Raw genomic sequence first — 19,660 nt, forward strand, 5'->3', positions numbered from 1 at the left:
AATCGGATATGCGACCGGATAGGTAAAGTACGGTCTGAATGACAGATGGGAAACAGTACATGGGGAGATTCAAAAATAATAAAGAGATGAAATGCGAGGAACCTGGAGATGACAAAAGACGATATCAGATATCAGGCATATATGAAGATTTTGCGGGAGGAGCTGGTGCCGGCTATGGGCTGTACGGAGCCGATTGCTCTGGCATACTGCTGCGCGAAGGCGAGAGCGGTTCTTGGAGCCGTACCGGACCGATGTGTGGTAGAGGCCAGCGGAAATATCATTAAAAATGTAAAAAGCGTCGTAGTTCCCAATACGGGCGGCTTGAAAGGGATTGAGGCAGCGGCAGCGGCAGGGATCGTGGCGGGGAATGAAGAACGGGAACTGGAGGTACTCTCTGATGTGACCGCGCGGCAGAAGCTGGAGATCAAAGCCTATTTGGAAGAGAACCATATCGAGGTGCGGCCTCTGGAGACAGAGGAGGTGCTGGATATGGCGGTGACCGTATACTGCGGATCTAATCAGGCCAGGGTAAGAATTACCGGCTGCCATACAAAGATTGTGCTGATGGAACGGAATGGAGAAGTCCTGTGGGAAATAGCTGAACAGAAAGCCGCAAGAAGACCGGACTATGACCGGACTCTTTTGAGTGTGGAATCCATCTGTGAGTTTTCCAATTCGGTGGATACGGAGGAAATCAGTGAAATTCTGGATTGCCAGATTGAATATAATACGGCAATCTCAAAGGAAGGGCTCAGGAACAGCTACGGAGCCAACATCGGAAGGACCATCTTAAAAGCATACGGAAATAGAGTTGAGGTGAGAGCCAGGGCGGCGGCCGCGGCGGCTTCTGATGCCAGGATGAGCGGCTGTGAGCTGCCGGTCGTCATTAACTCGGGAAGTGGGAATCAGGGTCTGGCTGCCTCGCTGCCTGTAATCGAATACGCGAGGGAACTGAAGTGCAGCAAAGAGCGGCTCTACCGGGCACTGGTACTTTCCAATCTGATTGCCATCCATCTGAAGACGGGGTTGGGCCGCCTGTCCGCATACTGTGGTGCCGTCAGTGCCGGCAGCGGGGCAGGATGCGGCATCGCATGGCTGAAAGGCGCGGATTTTAAGGCGATCGCACATACGCTGGTCAACAGCCTGGCTATTGTTTCAGGAATTGTCTGTGACGGGGCGAAGCCATCCTGCGCTGCGAAGATCGCGGCCTCTGTGGATGCCGGTATCCTGGGATATTCCATGTATTTAAACGGCCAGCAGTTTTACGGCGGGGATGGAATTGTCTCAAAAGGGGTAGAAAACACGATCCGGAATATCGGCCGTCTGGGCAAAGACGGTATGAAAGAGACGGATCGGGAGATTATACGGATTATGACGGACTGCGGTGCCCCTGGTGGGGAGTGAACTGTAACTTCAAGGGGGCTGGCAGGCGGTCTTCTCTCTGGGATTGTTGCACATTAAAGTCACATGGTGTATAATGTGTAATGATTTATACAGGAGAGGAGACAAAGGATGAAGAAGGCTAGAAAACTTTTGAGGATCATATTCGGGCGAACTGCGTTTGTGGTGATGTCACTGCTGCTGCAGATATCGATACTGCTTGCAGGTTTCCGCTTCCTGAGTCATTACATGGTCTATATTTACGGAGGATTTACGCTGCTCAGCGCATTTGTAATCCTCTATGTCGTAAATAAGGATGAGAATCCAAGCTTTAAGCTGGCGTGGATCATTCCGATTACGGTGATTCCCGTGTTCGGCACGCTGCTCTATCTCTTTCTGGAGCTGCAGTGGGAAGGGAAGATCATAAACAGGAGGCTGCGGGAGAATATCTCAGATACGCAGCCGTATCTGAAACAGAATCCCCGTTATATGGAGCAGTTGGCAAAAACAAGCAGGAGCAACGCCAATCTGGCCGCTTATATCGAGAACTCGGGCAGCTATCCGGTCTACGGCAGCACCAATGTGAAGTATTATCCGGTAGGCGAAGAGATGTTCGAGGACATGAAGAAGGAGCTGGAGAAGGCGAAACGCTTCATTTTCATGGAATATTTTATCGTGGAACGCGGTGAGATGTGGGACAGCATCTTGGAGATTCTGGAGCGTAAGGTGACAGAAGGCGTGGAAGTCCGGTTTATGTATGACGGCATGTGCTGCCTCGTCCTCCTTCCGTACAGCTACCCCAAAGAATTGAGGTCCAAGGGTTTAAAGGCCAAGATGTTCGCGCCGATCAGACCGGCCCTGTCCACCTATCAGAATAACCGGGACCACAGAAAGATCCTGGTGATAGACGGGCACACGGCATTTACGGGCGGCATTAACCTGGCGGATGAGTATATCAACAGGAAGGTGCGTTTCGGCCACTGGAAGGATACCGGCATCATGGTGAAGGGCGACGCGGTCACCAGCTTTACGATGATGTTTCTCCAGATGTGGAATATTACGGAGAAGGAGCCGGAGGATTACGGCCGGTATCTGAGGGATCCGGAATTTTTCTATCCGCCGGAGCTGTCCATGGAGGGCTTCGTGATCCCGTACGGCGACAGTCCCCTGGATCAGGAGACCGTGGGAGAGCTGGTGTACCTCGATATCATCAATACGGCCAGAAACTACGTGCATATTATGACGCCGTATCTGATTCTCAACTACGAACTGGTACAGGCCCTGCAGTTTGCGGCTAAGCGCGGCGTCGAGACGATCATCATTATGCCCCATATTCCGGACAAGGAGTACGCGTTCCTGCTGGCCAAGGCGCATTATGAGGAGCTGATCCGTGCGGGTGTGCAGATTTACGAGTACACGCCGGGCTTTGTCCATGCCAAGGTCTTTACCAGCGATGACGAGAAGGCGGTGGTCGGCACGATCAATATGGATTACAGAAGCCTGTATCTGCACTTTGAGTGTGCGGCCTATATTTACCGCAATGAGGTGATTAAGGATGTGGAGAGGGACTTTAAGGAGACGCTGGCCAAGAGCCAGGTAATCACTCTGGAGGAGTGCCGGCACTATCCGTGGTATAAGAAGTTTGCGGGGCGCGTGCTGCGGCTGTTTGCACCGCTTATGTAGAACTGCGTGCGGCCGCTTCTAAAGGAAGCTGGCCGCCGCGTACAGAATGAGAAAAAATGCTATATTGACTGCGGTGAACACTGCCAGATAATGGGAAACCTTATCTGGCAGTTCTTTTATGTAGAATTTCAGAGAAATCAGGCTGGCCAGCGAGGCAATGGGCGTTCCCAGACCTCCCAGGTTTGTCCCGAGCAGGAGCGGTTTCCAGTCGTTAGTAAAACCGGAGAGGAGCACCGCCGCCGGAACATTGCTGATAAACTGGCTCGTCAGAGCGGAGAACAGCACTGGATTCCGGTTCAGAATCTCTGCCATAAAGCGCTTTAACCAGTCGAGCTGCCCCATGTTGCCTGCGAACAGGAAGAAGCAGACGAAGGTGAGGAGCAGAAGGTAATCCGCGGTGAGAAACAGCTTTCTGTCAAAGAGCAGGAGACAGACGACGGTGACGGCCAGCACGATCCGGTAATCCAGAACCCGGAATACGGACAGGAGACAGAGAAGGAACAAAAACAAAAAGAGCGCCGGATGAGCGTTTTTTTCCGGGGCCGCCGCCGGAGCGTCAAATCGGATCTGCATGGGGATCCGGGGAATGCAAAATACTGCCGCGGTGAGGAGCAGGAAGCTCAGAGCGGTTAAGGGCAGCAGGACCGCGAAGAAGCTGCCTGCCGGTATGGAAAAACGTCCGTACAGGAAGAGGTTCTGCGGGTTTCCTACCGGGGTTGCCATGCTCCCCAAGTTTGCCGCCACAGTCTGGAGCACCACGATCCAGGCCATATGCTTCTTTTCGCCGATCATATCCAGAATGAGGATCGTAAAGGGGACGAAGGTTAGGAGAGCCACGTCATTGGTGATCAGCATGGAACAGAAGAAGGGCAGCATAACCAGCATCCAGGAGAGCTGCCGGAAATTATTCTCGCCGGAAAGCAGTTTCCTCGCCATCAGGACGAAGAGGCCGCATTCCTGAAATCCGGCCACCACCACCATCAGACAGAATAAAAGGGCCAGGACCCGGAAGTCCACGTATCCGATGTAGGCGGCAGAGGGCGGGACGAGAAACATGGAAAAGACGGCACAGACCAGGGAAACCGTCAGAATTGTATCTTTTTTTGCGGCGGCCAGAATGCGGCCGCCGATGGCCTTTCGTGTAAGGTTCAAGAGTTAGCCTCCTTATGCAGTGCAGTGCTGTGACTGCGTTATCGGTGCAAGGCTCTAAACAATCGTCAGAGTCAGATCGTGGGCCTCCATGGTGACGAGGCAGCGGTACAGCTTGTGCTTCCAGGCCGTTTTCAGGCGCTCGTCAGTGACTGGAATCTCTTCCACGGTGATGGAGGAAGCGCCTTCCACTGCACAGGCGGCCAGATCACCGATTCGGATGGTATTCTGATCAATGGCAGGCTTCTCGCAGAACATGAGCGACAGGACGGCCGTACCGCCGTCACCCTCGTAATGATCCCTGATGGTGATGGACTTTTCCTTTTCCAGAACTGCGTTCCTTGTGTAGGAACGGATCCGTGTGTCGGGATAGGCCTGCCGGATATCCATGGAGATCCGGCAGGCTGTCTCTCCCAGTTCATACCGGACGTCCGCGGCGCGGTACTGTTCGCCGGCCTGCTGTACCGTCTCCCTGCCGTGGTCCACGAAGGTGGGGAGATTGTGATACCGGGACTGCATGGTCCAGATATCGTAACGGTCGGGAGAGAAGGTCTTTTTCGTGTACGTTTCCACACCGGCGTCGATGAAGAGCGGCTTTCCGTCCTTGTAAATGGTGAAGCTGCCGACGTCGTTGTGGTTATGGCTGTCGCCGTTGTCTCCGCCCTTCACGGCGAGATAGAGGCGGCTGTCGCGGGCCATAAAGAGGCCGACGCTTTCATAATAGAGGTCCCGGTGGACGATCACGGGATTCCTGTCATACTGCATCATCTCCTCATGGGAAAATACGGTCTGAAGCCGGTAAAACAGATTGTGCTCGTCCAGGGTGAGCGGGTCTTCGCTGTTCTGGTAATCGGAGGCTGCGAACTCCATAAGAGCCTGGTTTCCGGTGCGCTTTCCAAACAGGTATTCCCTGGCATTGCAGCGGCCGGCCACGGGGGAGCAGTCTGCGAAATTGACGTAATAGACCGTATCCACGTGCACATTTAAGATGTAGGAGGCGATATTTCTGATCTTTTCCTGCTCCCAGGCGAAGGAGAAGGCATGATCCGTGATTCCGTTCAGGATTTCAAGGCAGCCGAAGAGGCAGAGCCCTGCGTGGCGGTAATACTGGGCACCCTCGTCGCAGCAGCCGTCTTCGCCGTACTCAGCCAGGAAATAGTCGATGCTTCCGGCCGCTTTGGTAAGAATCGCGGTCTGTGTTTCTTTCGGAAGAGGCCGGGTAAAGGCGGAGAGAAGCACGTTCTGGGTGCACCAGACCGTCCAGTTGTTCATATGGCTCTTTCCATCCCCCATCCACCAGAAATGTTCGCTCAGATAGGGTGTGAAGATCCGTGTCTCCAGTTCGTGGTCGATCATGACGGAGAGGAAGGGGCTTACCTCTTTTAATTCGCTGCGCAGCAGGTATTCCGCCACGGCAAGGACGGAAGCGGTCTCGGCGGCGAATAAGTCGATGACGGGCCTTGTGACGTCAGGTAGGGGAAACTGGGGCGTATCACGGATATAGGAGTTATGAGCCGGAAGCTGCCATGCATTTTCCTCACAGATCAGGTAAAGTCCGTTGATAATGTCGTCGAGAAAACGGCCGCGGTGTTCTGCACATTCCGCGAGAACCAGGCTGTCTAAAGCGGTCCGTCTGGCGAAGAGCCTGTCCTGGTAACGGCTTCTGTTTCCGCTGCGTGTAAATTCCATGAAATCCACGGCGGTTAAGGCGGGATATTCGTAGTGGAGATAGGCTTCTCCATTTCTTATCAGGCGGGCTTTCAAGTCTTCCGGGAGCTTCTCCCAGCATTCCCTGTCGGCCGCCGGCGGGCAGGGCGTGAAAAGCCTGAGTGAATCAGTGAGAGTTTTTGCTGCTTCTGTAATCATAATGTGTCTCCTTGTTCTCCATCGGGTCCGATGGTGTTTTGCTGTATATATTCGCGGGGAGAGATGCCCTCCACTTTTTTAAATACCTTGCTGAAATAAAAGGCGCTTTCAAAGCCCAGCCTGTCCGCCACCTCGTAGATCTTCATGTCCTGCTCTAAGAGCATGCTTTTGGCCTTTGCGATCTTGGCCTGGGAGATATACTCGGAGAAGCCGACCTGACAGTTTTTCTTAAATAAAATGCTCAGATAGTTGGGGCTGAGACCGAAGACGCCGGCTACCTCATTTAAGGAGAGGCGCTCGCTCACGTGGCTGCCTATGTACTTCTGCACGTTGGTGATGACGTGGGCCTTGTACGTCTTTCTCTTGGATTTTAGCACCTCGCATAAGCCGTCCCGCAGAATGCTCATCCATTCGATGATCTGATCCACACTGGTAAAACGGTAGATGGAACGGTAGCCGTCGCTGTAGGAGGAGAAGATCTCCATCATGTTTTCCTCTCCGTCAGGGAGAAGGGAGAGCGCTAAGTAGAGGATATTGCAGGCCCCGTCCACCGCCTGGAGGAAGCGGAGGGGATGCGCCCTGAACAGTTCGATGATCTCGGAAAGCGTCCGGTAGAGGACGTCGGTGTCGAATTCGTCGAAAGCCTTGGTGATGTCATTTTTAAATACGGCGATATTGAACGCGTTCTTGACGGACTGGGTGTCATCCTGGGAAAACTGGATGATCGGTGCTGTGCTTTTGGTCCGGCCGAAGGCCTGTCGGGCGTCCTGGTAGGATTCACAGATCTTTAAGGGCTGTTCCACCGGACTGCCGATCCCGGCCAGCACGGTGACGTTAAAGTAGTTGTGAACCATTTCCACCGCATTTTTGACTGCGCTCTGAAGCTGGGCGCCGCTTAAGTCCTCCGGCTTCTGAACGTGGAAAATCACGGCAAAATGCTTCATATCGAGAGAGATGGCGTAGCAGGGAACGTGCTTGTTCAAAATATCCCGGGCCATGGAATAGGTGCTGCTGCAGAGATTCATCAGCTTGGCATGGTCCATGGAACCATGGGATTCCTCGCGTATCTCAAACAGGGCGGCGCAGTAGCAGGCGTCCGTGAAGGTCAGCTTCAAATCCTTCGCCTGGAGATGGAACTGTTCTTCCGTGTCGAAGAGATTGTGCAGCAGGCGCAGGATGAATTTATCATAGTAGCTCTGGAGCAGGGGACGGCCAGGGTCTTTGGCCTTTACGACGGCCTGAAGGTTTTCCAGACGGTTTTTCGCCTTCTTCACGGCGTCTGCCAGAGAGTCTGCGCTCAGTTCCAGCTTGATTAAGTAATCGACGGCCTCATACGTCATGGCCTCCTTGATCAGCTGAAATTCCTCGTAGCTGGTCAGAAAGATGAAGAGAGGAATTCTTCCGTATTTTTCGCGGCAGGTCTTTGCAAGCTCTAGTCCGTTCATGATGGGCATGCGGATGTCGGTGATGACGATCTCCGGAGAGTATTCCTCAATTAAATCCAGCGCATTGGCGCCGTTCATGGCGGTGCCGCAGACCTCGATTCCGTATTCCTCCCAGTTTATCATGGACTTGATTCCGATCTGAACCAGCGGCTCATCATCTACAATCAGTAATTTTATCATAGCAGATCCTCATCTTTCTTCCTTTCAGATTGGTTAATATAAGGGCGTACGATCGTCATGGTCGTATACACGCCCGGTTCGCTGACAATGGTGATTCCGTATTCCGGTCCGAAATCGTACTGGATTCTCCGGTTTACGTTGCTGATTCCCACGTGGCGGAAGAAATCGGTCTTGTTTTTGCCGGGGTTGTCTTCCTCGTGAAGCACGGAATCGATGGTCTCCCGGGTCATGCCGATTCCGTTGTCGGTTACGCTGATCTTCAGCACTTTCTTTCCGTTCACGGTGCCGGATTCTGCGGATACCGTGATGGCACCTGCGGTTCCCTTCGGCTCGATCCCGTGGAACAGCGCATTTTCGATGATTGGCTGCAGGGTGAAACGGTGGATCTCGCAGCCGTAAAGTTCCTCCGATTCGATGTGGTAGTCCATGGTGATGCTTCCGCCATACCGGTACTGCTGAATAAGGAAATAATCCTTGACGAGGTCCAGCTCTTCCCGCAGGGTGACCATGGATGAGGTCCCCTTGGAGACGCTTTTTAACAGTCTGGCGAGAGCTGTTGTCATGTCAGCGATGCCGGTGGCGTTCTGGATCGTGGCCATCCATTTGATGGAATTCAGCGTATTGTAGAGGAAATGCGGATTGATCTGGCTTTGCAGAATCTGGTATTCCAGATCTTTTTTCTGCTTTTCGTCCGCCACCCGCTTGTCCATCAGGGTTACAATATTTTCCGACATATTGTTGATGCCGCGGCCGATGGAACCCAGTTCGTGGTTCCATTCGATTTCACTGTCCCTGGAGAAATCTCCGTCTGCGATGGCGTCAATCTTTAAACTGAGCCGTTTGATGGGCTGACTGATGATCTTGTTCAAGAGAATGGTCAGCAGACAGCCGAGGGAGATGATGGCTGCACTGATTCCGACAATCAGCAGCAGGTAGACCATGCGCTGCTGGTTAAACTGCTGCCGGGATAAAACCTGGGAGAGATACCAGCCGTCGGCTCCCTCCACCTCGACAGGACGCCGGACCAGCATTCGTTTTTCCCCATTGGGGGAGACCACGGAAAATACCTGCGTGCCGGGATCCAGTGTGGCAGTGCCGGTCACAGGCTTAAAATCGGTATAGGGCATGGAGGGATCGGACCAGGTGCTGCTGGAAGAACCGTAGGTCTTGTCCCCGATGGTTAAAAACAGCTGGCTGTCGCTGGCCTGAGGATAGGATGCCAGGTAGTCCGTGAACAGGCGGGAGGAGACCTCCACATAGGTCCAGCCGATGATCTCCAGGCTGTATTCGTCATACACGGGGCGCACGATGGGGATGATCTTCTCGTGATTGGCATTGGAGATCGGATCGTCCACCACCCCGATCCATCGAAAGTCGGGGCTTTCAAACAGAGGAGCGAAGAAACTGCTTTTGCTGACCCGCGCGGCGTCGAAGGAGCTGGAGTAATTGGCGCTGGTCATGGACTGCAGGAAATTCCCGGTATTGGGAGTGGAGATGATGACACGGGCCATATACTTCTTGCCGCCAGCGGTCCCGGAGGTTATGTATTCCTCATTCAGCCGCTTGTAAGCGGTCAGAGCCAGCGGGCGCAGGGCCTCGGTGTCCTTGGAAGCCGTTGGGAGCTTCGGCTGGTCCTTCAGCCGTTCCAGATAGTGGCCGACCTCACTGTTGGAGCAGCACCATTTGGTGAAGGTGACGATCTCCTTCATATCCTCTGCCATGTTGCTGCTGACGACGGAAAGGTTGAATTCCGTGGACTGAATCTGGTTTTTCATAAGAAAAGACTGGAATACGGAGTAGCAGACTGCCATGGTGATGACTGCGATCAGAACCGTGATCGCCGCCGTTACGGCCATGATTTTTCCGCGGATGGAACTGGGAAGAAATTTCTTTATCATAAGGATGAATTCCTCTCTCTACAGATTTCTATATACAAAATTAGACTATTTATTGTAAATTGTCAATGAAAAATGGAATGGTACTTTACGAAAAACAATGCAATATGTATACAATAGAGAAATTGTATTATTAATCGTAAAAAATTACATTGCCAAGGGGTTTATGAAATAATTGTGAATAAATAATGAATATTTTATGAGATAAAATCCATTCTTTTCAGCCGGCGGTCCGGTTATAATTTAGGCATAGTAAATCACAGACAGATGAGATTTACCAAATTCAAATCAGGAGGGAATACAATGAAAAAAAGAGCATTAAGTCTCGCGCTTGCAGGAGTGATGGCAGTTACCACGCTGGCTGGCTGCGGAAGCAGCAGCAAGGAAACAACGGCTGCACCGGAAGGAACAACCACGGAGACGACAACGAAGGCAGAGGCACCGGCGGACACGACGGCAGCGGCCTCTGGAGATAAGACAACTCTTAAGTGGTCTGTCTGGGATATCAGCTCCACGACCTATTATCAGCCGCTCATCGATGAGTTCGAGAAGGCTCACCCGGATGTCACCATTGAAATGGTAGATTTGGGATCCACCGATTACCAGACTGTACTTGCCACAGAGCTTACAGGCAATGGTTCCGACTTCGACGTAGTAACCGTAAAGGACGTTCCAGGCTATATGACTCTGGTGAACAAGGGTGTGCTGGAGCCTCTCGACAGCTACATATCAGATTCCGGTGTGGATCTGGCTCAGTACAAGGGACTTACCGATCAGATTACGGTAGACGGCAAGTTATACGAGCTTCCATTCAGAAATGACTTCTGGGTGCTGTTCTACAACAAGGACGTATTTGACAAGGCAGGAGTTGCCTATCCGACCAACGACATGACATTCGATGAGTATGATAAGCTGGCCAGATCCGTAACCGTCGATACCCCAGGCCAGGAAGTATACGGCGCTCACTACCACACATGGAGATCCGCAGTTCAGCTGTTCGGTATCCTGGATGGAAAGAATACGATTCTGGACGGAAAGTATGAGTTCTTAAAGCCATACTACGACATGGTTCTTGCAGAGCAGGAAGATGGCGTATGCCAGGATTATGCAACCTTAAAGACCAGCGGCCTTCATTACTCCGGCGCATTTGCCCAGGGCAACGTAGCGATGATGAACATGGGAACCTGGTTCATCTCCACACTGATCGAGAAGATCAAAACGGGCGAGTACACAGACTGCACAAACTGGGGAATTGCAAAGTATCCTCATGCTGACGGCGTAGAGGCTGGTTCCACACTGGCAACCATCACCTCCCTTGCAATCCCGACCAACGCACCTCATAAAGATCTGGCCTGGGAGTTCGTAAATTTCGTAAGCGGAGCAGAAGGCGCAGAGGTTCTCGCGGCAACAGGAACAATCCCGGCTGTTATGACAGACGAAGTGGCGAACCTGGTATCTGCAACGGAAGGCTTCCCGAAGGACGACGAAACCAGTGTAGACGCGTTAAATACTGCAAATCTGTATCTGGAAATGCCGGTACATCCGAAGAGCTCTGAGATTGAGACCGCACTAAACGAAGCACATGATGCCATCATGACAGGAAGCATGTCTGTCGATGACGGAATCGCACAGATGGATGAGCAGGTAAGCGCTATCCTGGCTGAATAAAAAGCGCAGACGACAATCAGGCAACATCAAGAGGCGGGCAGAATAAAAGCCCGCCTCATTTAAAGAATCCCCTCTGAATTTGAAACGAAATGTGGAATGGTAAAGGAGTACTCTCGGAAACGTGCAAGGGAGTTTCTGAGAGTGCTCAATGGTAAAAAGGAGGAAAAGCCGGTGGCTAAGACAATAACAGAAGCACAGAAAAACGAAAAAATTGCTGCGCTGCTCACAAGGCGTGAGGCTCTGGAGCGCGAGCTTAAAAATACAGAACAGTCACATAAGAGAAACAAACTGATCTCCCAGATCGAGACCACAGAAGAGAAGATTAAGAAGGTGCGCACGGGAGAGCGGTTTACCAGACAGGAAAAGAGGGACATGGTGGCATATTCTTTTATTGCTCCCAACTTCATCGGATTCGCGGTATTTACCCTGGGACCGATCATCTTTGCCTTTGTGCTGGCATTTATGAAATGGGATGGCAACAGCCCCATGGAGTTCGCAGGACTCAAGAATTTTATACAGATGGTCGGAAACGCCAGATTCCGGGCATCCTTTGTCAATACAATCGTCTACTGTCTTGCGACGGTGCCCTTTACCCTGGCCTGTGCGCTGGGGCTGGCGGTCCTGTTAAATCAGAAGGTCAAGGGACGGAATTTTTTCCGTACCGTCAGCTTCTTTCCCTACGTAGCATCGCTGGTGGCCGTGGCCGCCGTATGGAACATGCTTTTCAGTCCCCAGAAGAGCGGTCCCATCAACATGATTTTATATCAGTTGGGCGTATCTGCGAAGAGCCTGCCGAAATGGGCGGCCGACCCCCACTGGGTTATGTTCACCATCGTACTGTTTTCCGTATGGAAGAACATGGGCTATTACATGGTCATCTATTTAGCAGGTTTACAGGGAATCAACGCCGAGCTCTATGAGGCGGCCAGCTTAGACGGGGCTAATTCCCTTCAGCGTTTCCGCTACATCACATGGCCGCAGCTGCAGCCGACGACGTTCTTTGTCACGATTATTTTAACGATTAACTGTTTCAAGGTTTACGATATCGTATACATGCTGGCCGGCGGTTCCAACGGCGTTGTCAGCTCCTCAGCCATGGTTCTCGTCTACCATATTTACGAGGAAGCGTTCCGTAACTGGAATCTGGGATATGCCAGCGCGGTCGCCATGGTATTGTTCCTGATGGTCCTTGTCATCACGCTGATCCAGTTCCGTGGTGAGAAGAAGTATGCGAATTAAGGAGGGCAGGAATAAATATGAAAGTACAAAGCACAAATTATAAGATCAGCCGGGTTATTCTCTATGCAGTCCTGATCGTCTTTGCATTCCTTATGCTGGTACCGTTTGCATGGATGGTGTCAGCTTCATTGAAATTGGATAAGGATGTATTTATCTTCCCGATTCAGTGGATACCGGAGAATCCGAGATGGAAAAACTACATAGATATATGGACGAAGATTCCTCTTATGAAATTCGTCGTAAATACGGTCAAGATCACTTTAATCGTTACATGTTTACAGCTGCTTACCAGCAGCTTCGCAGCGTATGCATTTGCAAAACTGAATTTCAAGCATAAGAACGGACTGTTCCTGGCTTATATCGCAACCATCGCCGTTCCGTGGCAGGTATACATGGTTCCGCAGTTCATGATGATGAGAAGCTTCGGACTCAACGATACGCATCTGGCGATTATCTGCCTCCAGGCATTCTCTGCCTTCGGCGTGTTCATGATGAGACAGTTCTACCAGGGAATTCCGGATGAGCTCTGTGAGGCGGCCAGGATCGACGGTATGAACGAGTATCAGATCTGGGCGAAGATCATGCTTCCGCTCTCCAAGCCCGCGCTCTCCACACTGACGATCTTCACCTTCGTCAACACCTGGAATGACTTCTTAGGACCGCTCATCTACTTAAAAACGGAAGCCAAGAAGACCCTTCAGCTGGGATTAAAAATGTTCTTAAGCCAGTACAGCTCTGAATACGGCCTGATCATGGCGGCCTCCGTACTGTCTTTAATTCCGGTTCTGATCGTGTTCCTGACACTGCAGCAGTATTTTGTGGAAGGCATCGCGGCGACTGGCGTAAAGGGCTGATCGGGAAAGGCTGGTTTCAATGGAAGAGATTAAAAATTTCGTGGACAATATTCACAACGAGGCATACAAAAACGCTTATTCCGCTCCCTTAATCAGGGCGGAAAGCCTGATTATGCAGGGAGGGAGAGAGGAAGAGAGTCTGGATGGACTCTGGAATTTCTCCGTGGACCTATACGATAACTGTCTCCGGGCCAAATGGTTTCTGGAGGAGGGGACGAATGAGGAAGGGCGCGCGGTACCCCTTGATTATGCCTTCGACGACTGGGAAACCGTGCCGGTTCCCGGTGTCTTTAATCTCGCAAAACCGGAGTATTTCTACTATGAGGGACCGGCGGTTTACAGCCGCCGGTTTTCATATGGAAGCCGTGGAAATGAGCGGGTGTTCATCCGGTTCGGAGCGGTGGCCGGTGAGGCGAGGGTGTTTCTAAACGGCTGTTTTCTCGGCGTTCACAGAGGCGGCTCCACGCCTTTCTGCGTGGAGGCGACAGAGAGTCTGAAGGAGGGAGCGGATAACCGGCTGATCGTCGTGGCGGATGGGACCAGGCATCAGGCGGATGTGCCTTCGCTCAACACGGACTGGTTTCCGTATGGAGGAATCTACAGGAGTGTAACACTCGTTCGTCTTCCGGAGGTCTTTATTCAGGATATGAAGGTGAGACTGAGCGGAAGAAGAGAGCGGGAAATTACAGTGGAAGCGGTGGCAGCCGGCAGTATTTCGCCTGATTACAATGCATTTTTTGAAATACCGGAGATCGGAGTCTGTGAAATCATGGATTTCGGCCCCGACGGAACGGGCCGGCTGAAGCTGAAGGTTCCGGAGCTGGAGCTGTGGAGCCCTGAAAATCCCAGGCTCTATAACGCCCGGCTGACTTTATATGACGGGGAGAACCGGGCTTCCGACCGGATCTCGGACCGCGTCGGTTTCCGTACCATTGAGACGGCGGGCCGTTCCATACGCTTGAACGGCAGGCCTCTGTTCCTGCGTGGTGTCTGCCTCCATGAGGACTCCAGGGACCATGGAAAGGCGGTGACGAAGGAGGAGATACGGGAAGCCTTCCGCCTGGCCAGGGAGATGAACTGCAATTTCGTCCGCCTGGCCCATTATCCCCATACGGAATGGGCGGCGCGGCTGGCCGACGAGGAAGGCCTCCTTCTGTGGGAGGAGATCCCCGTGTACTGGTGGATCGACTTTGGGAATCCGGATACCTTTGAACAGGCGAAAAGCCAGCTAAGTGAGATGATGAAACGGGATGCGAACAGGGCCAGCGTCATCATCTGGTCCGTTGGTAATGAGAATCCGGATACGGATGAGCGATACCGCTTCATGGCGGACTTAGCGGAGTATGCCAGGCGTTCCGATCCGTCCAGGCTGATCTCCGCGGCCTGTCTGGTGGATACCGTGAATCTGCGGATTGCGGACCGGCTGGAGACGCATCTGGATGTGATCGGACTCAATGAATATTACGGCTGGTATGATCCGGACTACACCAAACTGAGCACCATATTGGAACAGTCGGCGCCGGAAAAGCCGGTCATCATCAGCGAATTCGGCGCGGATGGGGCATTTGAGGCAGAGGAAGCTGAAGCCGGAACCGGAACGAAAGAGAAGAACGACAACAGCGCCAGACGTGTCAGAGGAACAGTAAAGGAACAGGAGGAGATCTACGAAAACCAGATCGCCGTGTTCCGGAGGATTCCGTATATTCAGGGGACAACGCCCTGGATCCTGTTTGATTTCCGCACGCCGAAGCGGCTGGGAAAGTACCAGAAGGGATATAACATCAAGGGACTGATCACAGAGGACAGGAGCCGGAAGAAACCGGCGTTTTATCTGATGCAGAACTACTACGAGGAGGTTTTAAAACATGAATGCGGATACGATCAGACGTCTGAATGAAAAGAATGAGCTGTCCGGGGAGGCGTGCCGTCAGGCTATGGATTTTGCCGCCGGACAGGTGAAGGAGAATTTAAAGGAATTTACGCATTCCTTCAAGAAGGCGTACAGCGAGGAGGGCTTCTACCGGCCGACACCCAATGTCAACTGGACGACGGGCTTCTGGACCGGCCAGATATGGCTGGCATATGAATGGAGCAGGGACGAGGCTCTGAAGGAAGCAGGAGCGATTCAGATCGACAGCTTTTATAAGAGAATCGAGACGAAGGCGGACGTGGACCATCACGACATGGGCTTTCTCTACAGCCCTTCCTGCGTCGCCGGATACAAGCTGACCGGAAGCAGGCAGGGAAAACGGGCGGCTGTCATGGCGGCGGACCAGCTGATCACCAGATACCATCCGACCGGGGAATTTATCCAGGCGTGGGGGCCGATGGATCAGCCGGAGAACTACCGGTTTATCATCGACTGTCTTCTGAATCTGCCCCTGCTCTATTGGGCGTCGGAGGAGACCGGGGACGCTAAATACCGGGATATTGCGGAGAAGCATATCCATACGGCGATCGCCAATGTCATTCGGGAGGATTACTCTACGTGGCACACCTTTTTCATGAATATGGAGACGGGAGAACCGGATCACGGGGCGACCTGCCAGGGATACCGGGATGGCTCCGCATGGGCCAGAGGCCAGGCGTGGGGCGTCTACGGCACAGCGATGGCTTACCGGTATACGAAGCGGGAAGCGTATATCAGCGATTTTAAGCATGTGACAGGATATTTCCTGGACCATCTGCCGGAAGATCTCGTACCGTACTGGGATTTGGAATTTGGAGACGGTTCCGGGGAGCCGCGGGATTCCTCCTCTGCCTCCATCGCCGCCTGTGGAATGCTGGAAATGGCGAAATATTTAAACGATGAGGATGCAAAATATTACACCTCCATAGCAAAGAAAATCATGAAGTCCGTGGTGGAAAATTACGCGGTAAAGAGCGGGGCGGAATCGAACGGCCTGGTTCTTCACAGCACCTACTCCAAGAAATCTCCGTATAACACGTGTACGCCGGAGGGCGTTGACGAGTGCAACATCTGGGGCGATTACTTCTATATGGAAGCGCTGACGAGACTCTCGAAAGACTGGAACCCATACTGGTAGAGGAGGCAAAAAAAATGAGATTAGAGACGAAACAGGATTTCAGGGATTGGATGTTCTCCGTCCTGAATCCTTTAAAACCATTATACAGCGAGGGCGGCGCCCGTCTGCATCTGGGAGACAGCGGAGTGACCTATCCGGAGGTCAGCATCGAGATGGAGGCATTTTCCCGGCCGCTGTGGGCCCTGGTTCCCTTCTGGAAGGGCGGCGGAGTAAACGGCGCCTTTGAGGAAATCTATCAGAAGGGGCTTAGGAACGGAACAGACCCGGCGCATCCGGAATACTGGGGCGGCTTTACGGATTATGACCAGAGGTTTGTGGAGATGGCGGCCATTGCAAGCGGGATGATCTTTACGCCGGAGAAGGTCTGGGAGCCCCTCGGGGCGGAAGGGCAGAAGCATCTGGCGGATTGGCTTTACGCGATTAACGAGCACATCATACCGGACTGCAACTGGCAGTTTTTTATGATTCTGGTCAATGTGGCTCTTATGAAAAACGGCTGCCGCTACGATGCAGATAATCTGAAGTCCGGCCTGGATAAGATCGAAAGCTACTATCTGGAAGACGGCTGGTACCGGGACGGCGCGTCGGGGCAGAAGGATTACTATATCTCATTTGCCATGCATTACTACGGGCTTTTGTATTCCGTGGCCATGGCGGATGACGATCCGGAACGGTGCGCCCGCTTCCGGGAACGGGCCAGAATCTTCGCCGGGGATTTCATCTGCTGGTTCGATGCGGATGGGGCGGCGCTTCCCTATGGAAGGAGTTTATCCTACCGGTTTGGCGAGGCGGCGTTCTGGGCGGCCTATGTATTTGCCGGCCTCGATGACATTCCCGTGGCCGTGGTAAAGGGAATTCTCGCCCGCCATTTGAACTGGTGGTGCGAGCAGAAGATATTTGATCGGGACGGCGTGCTGACCATCGGTTACGCGTATCCGAATTTAATCATGGCAGAGCGCTACAATGCGCCGGGGTCGCCGTACTGGGGAATGAAGACGCTTTTGTGTCTGGCGCTTCCGGATGACCACCCGTTCTGGAGCGCGGAGGCCGCACCGCTTCCGGCTCTGGCAGAGGTGAAAATGATGCTCCAGGCCAATATGATTGTACACCGGCGCGGAAGAGATGTGATTGCCTACCCGGCCGGCGTCTGCGAGAAATACGGCCACGGCCATGTGCCGGAGAAATACTCCAAGTTCGCGTATTCCACGAAATTCGGTTTTTCCGTGGCGCGCAGCCAGATTGTGCTCCATGAGAATGCACCGGATTCTGCTCTGGCTTTCGTGATTGACGGTGATGATTACGTGTTTGTCAGGAAGGTAAGCGAATCGTACCATATCTTTGCGGACCGGGTAGTCAGCGACTGGCAGCCGTTCCCGGGAATCCGGGTGACTTCGGTCGTGGTGCCGACGGAGTATGGCCATATGCGGATCCATGAGGTGGAGAGCGACTATGACTGCACAGCCTATGACTGTGGTTTTGCCGTGGAGAAATTTACAGAAGGGTACGGAGAGTCGGCAGAAGGAAAGACGGCCGCCGCTGCCTGGAGAAAACAGGGCTGTACCGTATCCGGCGAAGGCCCGGAGGCGGCCGGCGTCGTGATCGGAGCCGATCCCAATACGAATGTGCTTTACGCCAACGCGTCTATCCCTGCGGTTGCCTATAAGATCCGCAAGGGGGAGAAGGTTCGCATGGAGACGAGGGTAGAAACTTTTGTGAAAGATGAATAATAATGGCCGCAGTATCAGCGATAGGAATCCGCTGATGCTGCGGCCATATTTCTGTGGATAAGTCAGAATTTAATTCAGCACGTCCCAGGTGATATCCCCATCCTTCATGAAATCCGGATGGATGATTCGGGCATAATGTTTTCCGAATCGGTGCTTTTCCATGAGATCAGTCATGCACCGTTCCGTCCAGTCAAAGGTCTTCTTGACGAATTTTTCCTCATCCAGGTTTAGAAATTCCCCATCACGGCGAAGGAGCTTCCCGTCCACCATGGTCTCGCTGGTGGTCGTTCCGGCGCAGTTCCGGGTGAAGAGGAAGTAGAGAAGTTCCGGACTGACCTCCAGAAGGCTGGTGCACAGGGGCAGCAGATGAGGCGCTTTCTTTAAATCAATGGTAATGATATCTGCCTTCTTGCCCGGCTTGATGGAACCGATCTCCTGATCGAGGCCGTATGCGCGGGCGCTTCCCATGGTGGCTGCGTAAAATGGAGCCTGATAGGGGAGAACCCGTTCAGCCCGCGGCATGATGTTGTGCACGATGAGCATCAGCTTCATGGCCGACATGGCGTCCAGGGAGCCGTAATCGCTTCCGAGTCCGACATTGATCCCGTTTTTCAGCATGTAGGGAACGTAGGCGCAGTTTCCGCAGTTGGTGCCGTTGATATCGGGATTATGTATGATGGAAGCGCCGGTACCGGCGATGGCCTCGATCTCCGGTTCCCGGAGCATGGAGCCGTGGAAGAGCACGCTGCGGGAGGTGATCAGTCCCTTTTTCATGTAGTGGGAGAAGGCGCCGCCGTCGTCCCTCCACATCTCGTCAGCCCGTTCCACGGCGTTTTGAAATTCCCAGAAATGGGTGACGAACCGGGTATCATACTGCTCCGCCAGCTCCAGCGCGCCGTCCATCAGGCTTTCCATACAGTCCCACAGGTCATGAATATGTACGGCCACCGACATGCGGCGTTTTGGATTGTGGTAATGTTCAATGCAGGACTTCGTCTTTTCCAGCGCCTGCTTCCAGTTCAGGGGATCTGAATCCAGACGGAAGGAGGAAGCCATCTGAGGAGCCAGAATGCCGCGTATGCCGCTGGTATCCATGGCCTCATAGGCGGTGTCCGGCAGGATGGTGCTGTTCTCCACGGTTGTAGTTCCGTGTTTTAATGCGTTGATGGCCGAAGTCATGGTGATGTCGTACAGGCTTTCCGGCGTCAGCCACCCATAGGGATCGTGTATGGTGGTGAGCATGTGATCCGAGATGTGGCTGTAATCGAAGGGAAACGCTCTGGAAATATTCATGAGCGTGTTGCACAGATGGTTGTGGCCATCCACCAGCCCCGGCATGACAAGCTTATCCGTACAGTCGATGACGGTGGGCAAGCTTTTCTCCGGATGCTGTTCGCAATACTCTTTTTCAGTTCCCAGAAACAGAATCCTGTCATCCTCTACCGCGACGGAAAGGCCGGTGGAGACAGACTCCGGATCGGCTCCGGCGAAGAGAAATTTGCAGCTTTTAAACAGAGTGACTCCCAT

At 52.9% G+C, this 19,660-nt stretch carries 13 protein-coding genes; 8 read left to right on the forward strand and 5 right to left on the reverse strand.

Annotation, left to right across the window (positions count from 1 at the left end):
• Nucleotides 1–108: 108 nt before the first annotated feature.
• Together M1L66_RS13085 and cls are read left to right on the forward strand one after the other, a co-directional pair.
• Nucleotides 109–1,404, forward strand: a complete 1,296-nt coding sequence (locus M1L66_RS13085; RefSeq protein ID WP_434693451.1) for a serine dehydratase subunit alpha family protein — start codon at nt 109–111, stop codon at nt 1,402–1,404.
• 108 nt (nt 1,405–1,512) lie between these two features.
• On the forward strand, nt 1,513–3,063 hold the full coding sequence (cls, locus tag M1L66_RS13090; protein WP_187020774.1) for a cardiolipin synthase: 1,551 nt from the start codon (nt 1,513–1,515) through the stop codon (nt 3,061–3,063).
• Nucleotides 3,064–3,081: 18 nt separating this feature from the next.
• Here the strand turns inward: cls and M1L66_RS13095 are convergent, their stop codons facing one another.
• From M1L66_RS13095 to M1L66_RS13110, 4 genes are read right to left on the reverse strand one after another with little or no spacing between them, the layout of a single operon-like run.
• Nucleotides 3,082–4,215: an SLC13 family permease gene (locus M1L66_RS13095; protein WP_187020772.1), complete on the reverse strand. Its 1,134-nt coding sequence runs from the start codon at nt 4,213–4,215 to the stop codon at nt 3,082–3,084.
• Nucleotides 4,216–4,269: 54 nt separating this feature from the next.
• The gene (locus M1L66_RS13100; protein ID WP_434693454.1) at nt 4,270–6,078 is read right to left on the reverse strand and encodes a heparinase II/III domain-containing protein; all 1,809 of its coding nucleotides are present in this window, start codon (nt 6,076–6,078) and stop codon (nt 4,270–4,272) included.
• Entirely contained in the window at nt 6,075–7,703 is a 1,629-nt protein-coding gene (locus M1L66_RS13105) for a response regulator (RefSeq protein ID WP_187020768.1), read from the reverse strand. The genes M1L66_RS13100 and M1L66_RS13105 overlap by 4 nt, the downstream gene beginning before the upstream one ends.
• The gene (locus M1L66_RS13110) at nt 7,700–9,601 is read right to left on the reverse strand and encodes a sensor histidine kinase (protein WP_187020767.1); all 1,902 of its coding nucleotides are present in this window, start codon (nt 9,599–9,601) and stop codon (nt 7,700–7,702) included. The genes M1L66_RS13105 and M1L66_RS13110 overlap by 4 nt, the downstream gene beginning before the upstream one ends.
• Before the next feature lie 300 nt (nt 9,602–9,901).
• Here M1L66_RS13110 and M1L66_RS13115 point away from each other — a divergent pair, with 300 nt between their 5' ends.
• From M1L66_RS13115 to M1L66_RS13140, 6 genes are all read left to right on the forward strand, one after another.
• Complete coding sequence (locus M1L66_RS13115; RefSeq protein ID WP_110324940.1) at nt 9,902–11,266, forward strand: ABC transporter substrate-binding protein; 1,365 nt, start codon at nt 9,902–9,904, stop codon at nt 11,264–11,266.
• Between the two features lie 171 nt (nt 11,267–11,437).
• A complete protein-coding gene (locus tag M1L66_RS13120; protein ID WP_434693458.1) occupies nt 11,438–12,505 on the forward strand; it encodes a carbohydrate ABC transporter permease in 1,068 nt (355 codons plus the stop codon).
• A gap of 17 nt (nt 12,506–12,522) precedes the next feature.
• Nucleotides 12,523–13,359, forward strand: coding sequence for a carbohydrate ABC transporter permease (locus tag M1L66_RS13125; RefSeq protein WP_002600040.1), 837 nt, complete (start codon nt 12,523–12,525; stop codon nt 13,357–13,359).
• A gap of 19 nt (nt 13,360–13,378) precedes the next feature.
• Complete coding sequence (locus M1L66_RS13130) at nt 13,379–15,256, forward strand: glycoside hydrolase family 2 protein (protein ID WP_434693460.1); 1,878 nt, start codon at nt 13,379–13,381, stop codon at nt 15,254–15,256.
• Nucleotides 15,225–16,406, forward strand: a complete 1,182-nt coding sequence (locus M1L66_RS13135) for a glycoside hydrolase family 88 protein (protein WP_434693463.1) — start codon at nt 15,225–15,227, stop codon at nt 16,404–16,406. The genes M1L66_RS13130 and M1L66_RS13135 overlap by 32 nt, the downstream gene beginning before the upstream one ends.
• A gap of 14 nt (nt 16,407–16,420) precedes the next feature.
• A complete protein-coding gene (locus M1L66_RS13140; RefSeq protein ID WP_434693466.1) occupies nt 16,421–18,133 on the forward strand; it encodes a DUF2264 domain-containing protein in 1,713 nt (570 codons plus the stop codon).
• Between the two features lie 69 nt (nt 18,134–18,202).
• Here the strand turns inward: M1L66_RS13140 and M1L66_RS13145 are convergent, their stop codons facing one another.
• Nucleotides 18,203–19,660, reverse strand: a complete 1,458-nt coding sequence (locus tag M1L66_RS13145) for an amidohydrolase family protein (protein WP_434693469.1) — start codon at nt 19,658–19,660, stop codon at nt 18,203–18,205.

This window comes from Hungatella sp. SB206 (assembly GCF_051132295.1).
GTDB lineage: Bacteria > Bacillota > Clostridia > Lachnospirales > Lachnospiraceae > Hungatella > Hungatella effluvii.

Bases quoted from the DNA above. Each gene is read 5' to 3' on its own strand.
- M1L66_RS13140 (WP_434693466.1), top strand. From the start codon at position 16,421: ATGAGATTAGAGACGAAACAGGATTTCAGGGATTGGATGTTCTCCGTC.
- M1L66_RS13105 (WP_187020768.1), bottom strand. From the start codon at position 7,703: ATGATAAAATTACTGATTGTAGATGATGAGCCGCTGGTTCAGATCGGA.
- M1L66_RS13115 (WP_110324940.1), top strand. From the start codon at position 9,902: ATGAAAAAAAGAGCATTAAGTCTCGCGCTTGCAGGAGTGATGGCAGTT.
- M1L66_RS13110 (WP_187020767.1), bottom strand. From the start codon at position 9,601: ATGATAAAGAAATTTCTTCCCAGTTCCATCCGCGGAAAAATCATGGCC.
- M1L66_RS13100 (WP_434693454.1), bottom strand. From the start codon at position 6,078: ATGATTACAGAAGCAGCAAAAACTCTCACTGATTCACTCAGGCTTTTC.
- M1L66_RS13130 (WP_434693460.1), top strand. From the start codon at position 13,379: ATGGAAGAGATTAAAAATTTCGTGGACAATATTCACAACGAGGCATAC.
- M1L66_RS13085 (WP_434693451.1), top strand. From the start codon at position 109: ATGACAAAAGACGATATCAGATATCAGGCATATATGAAGATTTTGCGG.
- M1L66_RS13145 (WP_434693469.1), bottom strand. From the start codon at position 19,660: ATGGGAGTCACTCTGTTTAAAAGCTGCAAATTTCTCTTCGCCGGAGCC.
- M1L66_RS13125 (WP_002600040.1), top strand. From the start codon at position 12,523: ATGAAAGTACAAAGCACAAATTATAAGATCAGCCGGGTTATTCTCTAT.
- M1L66_RS13135 (WP_434693463.1), top strand. From the start codon at position 15,225: ATGAATGCGGATACGATCAGACGTCTGAATGAAAAGAATGAGCTGTCC.
- cls (WP_187020774.1), top strand. From the start codon at position 1,513: ATGAAGAAGGCTAGAAAACTTTTGAGGATCATATTCGGGCGAACTGCG.